Consider the following 6,000-nt stretch of genomic DNA (forward strand, 5'->3'; position numbering starts at 1 on the left):
CGTGAACACGTCGTTACGGCTACGGACGCTGCCTGTCACGCGGTCAGCGGCATGTTCGCTACGCTTTCCTTCACCATGTGTCGATTCGGCAACAGCATGCATTGCGCCGCCGCCACCGCCTGCCTACAGCCGGATATCACTGCCCGAGGGACCGAATTCATCCATGCTGCTGTCGCGCTACGAGCGGATGATCGCCCGCCGCTATCTGTTGCCGGGCCGGGGGGAAGCGTTCATCGCGATGGTCGCATCGATCAGCCTGGTGGCGGTGATGCTGGGGGTCGCCGCGCTGGTGATCGTGATGAGCGTGATGAACGGCTTCCGGGCCGAACTGTTCGACAAGATCGTCGGGCTGAACGGCCATGCGATCATCCAGGGATATAACAACCAACTGCCCGACTGGCGTCGCATCGCCGACGATGCCCGGCGGACGCCCGGCGTCACCAGCGCGACGCCGCTGATCGAACAGCCGTTGTTCGCCACCTATAACGGCCGTTCCGAATTCATCCTCGCGCGCGGCATGCGCGTGGCGGACATCCGCGCCACGCCGACGATCCGCGATAATGTGAAGCAGGGCGCGCTGGCCGCGCTGACGCCGGGCAGCGGCAATGTCGTCATCGGATCGCGCCTTGCCATGTCGCTGGGCGTGACGGTGGGCAGCGAGATCACGATCATCAGCCCGCAGGGACCGACCACCCCGTTCGGGACGATGATCCGGCAGGTGCCGTACCGCGTCGCCGCCATCGTCGAGGTCGGGGTGTATGATTACGACAAGGCGTTCGTCATCATGCCGATCGAGGATGCGCAGACGCTGCTGCTGACCGGCGACTCCGTCGGCATGATCGAGGTCGAAACGAACGATCCCGACGACATCGACCGGATCATGGCCCCGCTGAAACAGAAATACGTCGCCAGCGCGCAGGTATCCGACTGGCGGCAACTGAATGCCGAATTGTTCGAGGCGCTGGCGGTCGACCGGATCGTGACGTTCACCGTATTGTCGATCATCATCCTGATCGCGGTGTTCAACATCCTGTCGTCGCTGATCATGCTGGTCCGGGCGAAGACGCGCGATATCGCGATCCTGCGGACGATGGGTGCCACCCGGGGCGGGCTGTTGCGCATCTTCATGACGGTGGGAACGACGATCGGCGCGCTCGGTGTCAGCGCGGGCCTCGTGCTGGGGTTCATCTTCCTGTATTTCCGGCAGGCGGTGATCGGCGGGGTCAGCCGGGCGATCGGGATCGAGATATGGGACCCGACGATGCGCTATCTCACCGAATTGCCGTCGAAGGTCGATCCCGTCGAAATCACCGTGATCGCGCTGGTCGCGCTGCTGTTCTCGTTCCTCGCCACGCTGTATCCCGCGTTCAAGGCGGCCAATACCGATCCGGTCCAGGTACTCCGCTATGACTGATCCCGTCCTCCAAACCCGCAACCTGCGCCGCAGCTTTACGCAGGCGGAAGCGACGATCCATGTCCTGCGCGGTGTCGACCTGACCGTCGGAGCAGGCGAGATCGTCGCGCTGCTCGGCCCGTCGGGATCGGGCAAGTCGACGCTGCTCCAGGCGGTCGGCCTGCTCGAAGGTGGGTTCGAGGGCGAAATCCTCGTCGCGGGCGAGGAAGTAGCGAAGTTCGGCTCCAACGCCCGTACCGAAGTGCGGCGCGACCGGATGGGCTTCATCTATCAGTTCCACCACCTCCTCCCCGATTTCAACGCGCTCGAAAACGTCGTCCTGCCGCAACTGGTGCGCGGCGATTCCCGTCGCGATGCCGATGCCCGCGCCACTGAATTGCTGTCCGCGCTGGGCCTCGGCAACCGGCTGACTCACCGTCCCAGCCAGTTGTCGGGCGGCGAGCAACAGCGCGTGGCGGTGGCCCGCGCGCTGGCCAATCGACCCGCGCTGGTGCTGGCCGACGAGCCGACCGGCAATCTGGACGAGGCGACGGCCGACGTCGTGTTCGCCGAATTCATCCGGCTGGTGCGCGGGCAGGGGTCGGCGGCACTGGTCGCGACGCACAACGAACGGCTGGCCGCACGGATGGACCGCGTGGTGCGGCTGCACGACGGCGTATTGCGATAGGGGTTCGTCGCACACGCACTGGTCGAATCGAACCGGTATGACTAGGTGATCGCAATGTCGCATTCCGGGTTCGTGCCGCTCCGTATTTTTTCGTCCTACACGATGCTGGAAGGCGCGATCGAGCCGAAGGCGCTGGCCAAACACGCGCGCAAGCTCGGTTTTCCCGCCGCCGGCCTGACCGACCGCAACGGCCTATACGCGGCGATGGCATTCTCCGATGCGGCGAAGGATGCCGGCGTCCAGCCGATCATCGGCACGCTGCTCGCGGTCGCGCGGCCCGGCGCACCCGACGGCGTGCAGCCGGAAATCGACTGGCTCGCGCTCTATGCGCAGGATGCGGCCGGCTATGACAATCTGTGCGCGCTGGTGTCGATGGCGCATCTCGACCGCCCGGTGGAAGTGCCGGCGCATGTCCCGATCGACGCGCTGATCGGACGCAGCAACGGGCTGGTCGCGCTGACCGGCGCGGGCGATGGAGCACTGGCCCGGCTGTTTGCGGCGAACCAGACCGCCGATGCGGAACGCTATGCCGACCGGCTGCAGGCGCTGTTCGGCGACCGGCTCTATATCGAACTTGCGCGGCGCGGCGAAGAGGTGGAACGGCTGGCCGAACCGCATCTGCTCGACCTTGCCTATGCCCGCGACCTGCCGCTGGTCGCGACCAACCCGTGCTGCTTCGCCGAGGCCGATTTCCACGATGCGCATGACGCCATGCTGTGCATCGCCAGTTCCAGCTACGTCGCCAGCGAGGACCGGCAGCGGTCATCGCCCGAAGCATGGCTGAAGCCCGCTTCCGTGATGCAGGAGGCGTTCGCCGACCTGCCCGAAGCGCTGGCCAATACGCTGGTCGTCGCGCAACGCTGCGCCGTGGCTGCGCCGAAGCGCAAGCCGATCCTGCCCAGCCTTGCGGGCGACCGCGATGCCGAAGCGACCAAGCTGCGCGTTGATTCGCGCGCCGGGCTGATCGGACGGCTGCGCAAGATCGTCGCGCTGGAAGCGGGGCTGGTACAGGCCGAAGTGGTGGTGGACGACCTGACCGGCGCTGGTCCGGGCGTTGCCCCGCGTGAACCCGCGCCATGGGAAGACGATGCGAACATGGCCCCGCCCGCGCCGGTCGACGTCACGGCGAACGCCAACGGCGTCATCCCGGAGATATTCGAAGCCGACCTCGTCGCGCGCTTCCCCGAATATTTCGCGCGGCTCGACTTCGAGCTCGACGTCATCTGTCAAATGGGGTTTCCGGGCTATTTTCTGATCGTCGCGGACTTCATCAAATGGGCCAAAGATCACGACATTCCCGTTGGTCCCGGCCGTGGGTCGGGTGCCGGGTCGGCCGTCGCTTGGTCGCTGACCATCACCGATCTCGATCCGATCAAGCTGGGGCTGCTGTTCGAACGCTTCCTGAACCCGGAACGCGTATCGATGCCCGATTTCGACATCGATTTCTGCGAAACGCGGCGCGGCGAGGTCATCCGCTACGTCCAGCAGAAATACGGCCGTGATCAGGTCGCGCAGATCATCACCTTCGGTAAGCTGAAGGCACGAGCGGTACTCAAGGACACGGGCCGCGTCCTGCAGATGAGCTACGGCCAGATCGATCGTCTGGCCAAGCTGGTGCCCAACCACCCAACCGATCCGTGGACGCTCGACCGCGCGATCAACGGTGTATCGGAGCTGAACCAGCAATATACGCGCGAGGACGATGTGCGTCGTCTGCTCGACCTCGCCATGAAGCTCGAGGGGTTGCCTCGCCACTCGTCGACCCATGCCGCCGGCGTGGTGATCGGCGACCGGCCGCTCGCGCAACTGGTGCCGCTGTACCGCGACCCGCGATCGGACATGCCGGTCACCCAGTTCGACATGAAATATGTCGAGGGTGCCGGATTGGTGAAGTTCGACTTTCTCGGCCTTAAAACCCTGTCGGTGCTGAAATTTGCGGTCGAATTGCTCGCGCGGCGCGGCGTGGCGGTCGATCTCGACAGCCTGACATGGGACGATGCCGCCACCTACGACCTGCTCAAGCGCGGCGATACGGTCGGCGTGTTCCAGCTCGAATCCGAAGGGATGCGGCGGACGCTCACCGCCGTGCGTCCGACCAATTTCGGCGACATCATCGCGCTGGTTTCGCTCTATCGCCCGGGTCCGATGGACAATATTCCGTCGTTCGGCGCGCGCAAGGCGGGACGCGAACCAATCGTCTATCCGCACGATCTGCTCGAACCGATCCTGAACGAGACGTACGGCATCTTCGTCTATCAGGAACAGGTGATGCAGGCCGCGCAGATCCTTGCCGGCTACAGCCTGGGCGGCGCGGACATGCTGCGCCGCGCGATGGGCAAGAAGGTCAAGGCGGAGATGGACGCGCAGCGATCGATCTTCGTCGAGGGCTGCGCGAAGGTGAACGACATCCCGGCGGCAAAGGCCAACGAGCTGTTCGATTTGATCGACAAGTTCGCCGGCTATGGTTTCAACAAGAGCCACGCGGCCGCCTATGCGTTGCTGGCGTATCAGACCGCGTGGCTAAAGGCGCATCACGCGCACGAATTCTATGCGGCGTCGATGGCATTCGATTATGCGCAGACCGACAAGCTGGCGATCTTCGTCGACGACATGAAGCGGCTGCGCATCGACTGTCTGCCGCCCTGCCTCAACGCCAGCGACGCGACGTTCGGGGTGGAAGAAGGCGAGGGCGGTGCGCTTGCCGTCCGCTACGCACTGTCCGCGCTCAAGGGTGTGGGCGAACGTGCGATGGAACTGATGGTCGAGGAACGCGCCGCCAAGGGGCCGTACCGTTCGCTCGACGATTTCGCGTCACGGGTCGATCCGAAGCTGCTGAACAAGCGGCAGATCGAAACGCTGGCGGCGGCGGGCGCGTTCGATTGCCTGATCGCCGACCGCGCGGGCGTCCATGCGCTGGCCGACACGCTGATGGCGGTGGCGCAGCGGACCGAGGCGAACCGCAGCAGCGGGCAGGGCGGGTTGTTCGGCGAGGATACCGGCGCGGCGGAGGCGGCGATCCGTCTGCCCGACGCGCACTGGACGCTGACCGAGGCAATCGCGCTGGAAAAGGATGCGTTCGGTTTCTACTTTTCCGCGCACCCGCTCGATCGCTATGCGCATCTGGCCAGCGCGCATGGTGCACGACAGATTGCCGATCTGGGGGCGACGCCGGTGCCCGAAGGCGGCCGCGTCGGCGCGACGGTCGCCGCGTTGGTCGAAGACGCGCGCTGGCGCACCTCGGCGCGCGGCAAACGCTATATGATGGCGACCTTGTCCGACGCGTCGGGACAGGTGCCGGTGACATGCTTCGACGAAGGGCCGGCCAACGACCTTGAGCAGGCGGGCAAGATCGGCGGCTGCGGCCTGTTCACGCTCGAACTCGACCGGCGGCCGGGCGACGAAAGCGCACGCGCGACGGTAAAGGCGATCAAGCCGTTCGAACAGATCGCGGCCAATGTGCGGTTGCGGCTGGACCTGACGGTCGACGATCCCGCCGCCTATCCCGCGCTGGCGGCAATGGTACAGGATGCACGCGGTGGCCGCGGCGAAATCTGGATCGAAGTTGCGGCAGCCGGCGGTGTCGAGGCGCGGCTATGCGTCGGACGCGACTTTCGCCTGGACGGCGAACTTGCGGGCCGTGTCGCCCGACTGTCCGGGGTGCGCAGCGCGACGTTCGATACGGTCAAGGCACAACTGGCGGCGGTCGGGTAGGGCGGTCCGGTCGGGCTGCGTACCCGATCGCGGCGTTGTCGTTCACGGCAAGGCGCGAAGGGCGCTCGATGCAGTCGTAGGAGAATTCGGACGGATCGACGAACATCGGCAGCATGACGTTACCGCAGACCTGTTCAGGGGTCTAGGCGGGATCGACATTCAGGATTCCCAAATGTGTTGAAGGCTGATTCATAGTCATCCGTGCTGA

Annotated in this window: 3 protein-coding genes; all 3 read left to right on the forward strand. The window is 65.3% G+C overall.

The window, feature by feature from the left end:
• Positions 1-163: 163 nt before the first annotated feature.
• From IFT55_RS11370 to dnaE, 3 genes are read left to right on the forward strand one after another with little or no spacing between them, the layout of a single operon-like run.
• Positions 164-1,414, forward strand: coding sequence for a lipoprotein-releasing ABC transporter permease subunit (locus IFT55_RS11370; RefSeq protein WP_192092060.1), 1,251 nt, complete (start codon positions 164-166; stop codon positions 1,412-1,414).
• On the forward strand, positions 1,407-2,081 hold the full coding sequence (locus IFT55_RS11375; protein WP_192092062.1) for an ABC transporter ATP-binding protein: 675 nt from the start codon (positions 1,407-1,409) through the stop codon (positions 2,079-2,081). The genes IFT55_RS11370 and IFT55_RS11375 overlap by 8 nt, the downstream gene beginning before the upstream one ends.
• 54 nt (positions 2,082-2,135) lie before the next feature.
• Complete coding sequence (gene dnaE, locus IFT55_RS11380; protein WP_192092064.1) at positions 2,136-5,792, forward strand: DNA polymerase III subunit alpha; 3,657 nt, start codon at positions 2,136-2,138, stop codon at positions 5,790-5,792.
• Positions 5,793-6,000: the final 208 nt, after the last annotated feature.

This window comes from Sphingomonas sp. CFBP 13720, from assembly GCF_014842075.1.
Taxonomy (GTDB): Bacteria; Pseudomonadota; Alphaproteobacteria; order Sphingomonadales; family Sphingomonadaceae; genus Sphingomonas.

What these genes read in the sequence shown, in the direction of transcription:
- dnaE (WP_192092064.1), top strand. Translation starts at nt 2,136, where the DNA reads ATGTCGCATTCCGGGTTCGTGCCGCTCCGTATTTTTTCGTCCTACACG.
- IFT55_RS11375 (WP_192092062.1), top strand. Translation starts at nt 1,407, where the DNA reads ATGACTGATCCCGTCCTCCAAACCCGCAACCTGCGCCGCAGCTTTACG.
- IFT55_RS11370 (WP_192092060.1), top strand. Translation starts at nt 164, where the DNA reads ATGCTGCTGTCGCGCTACGAGCGGATGATCGCCCGCCGCTATCTGTTG.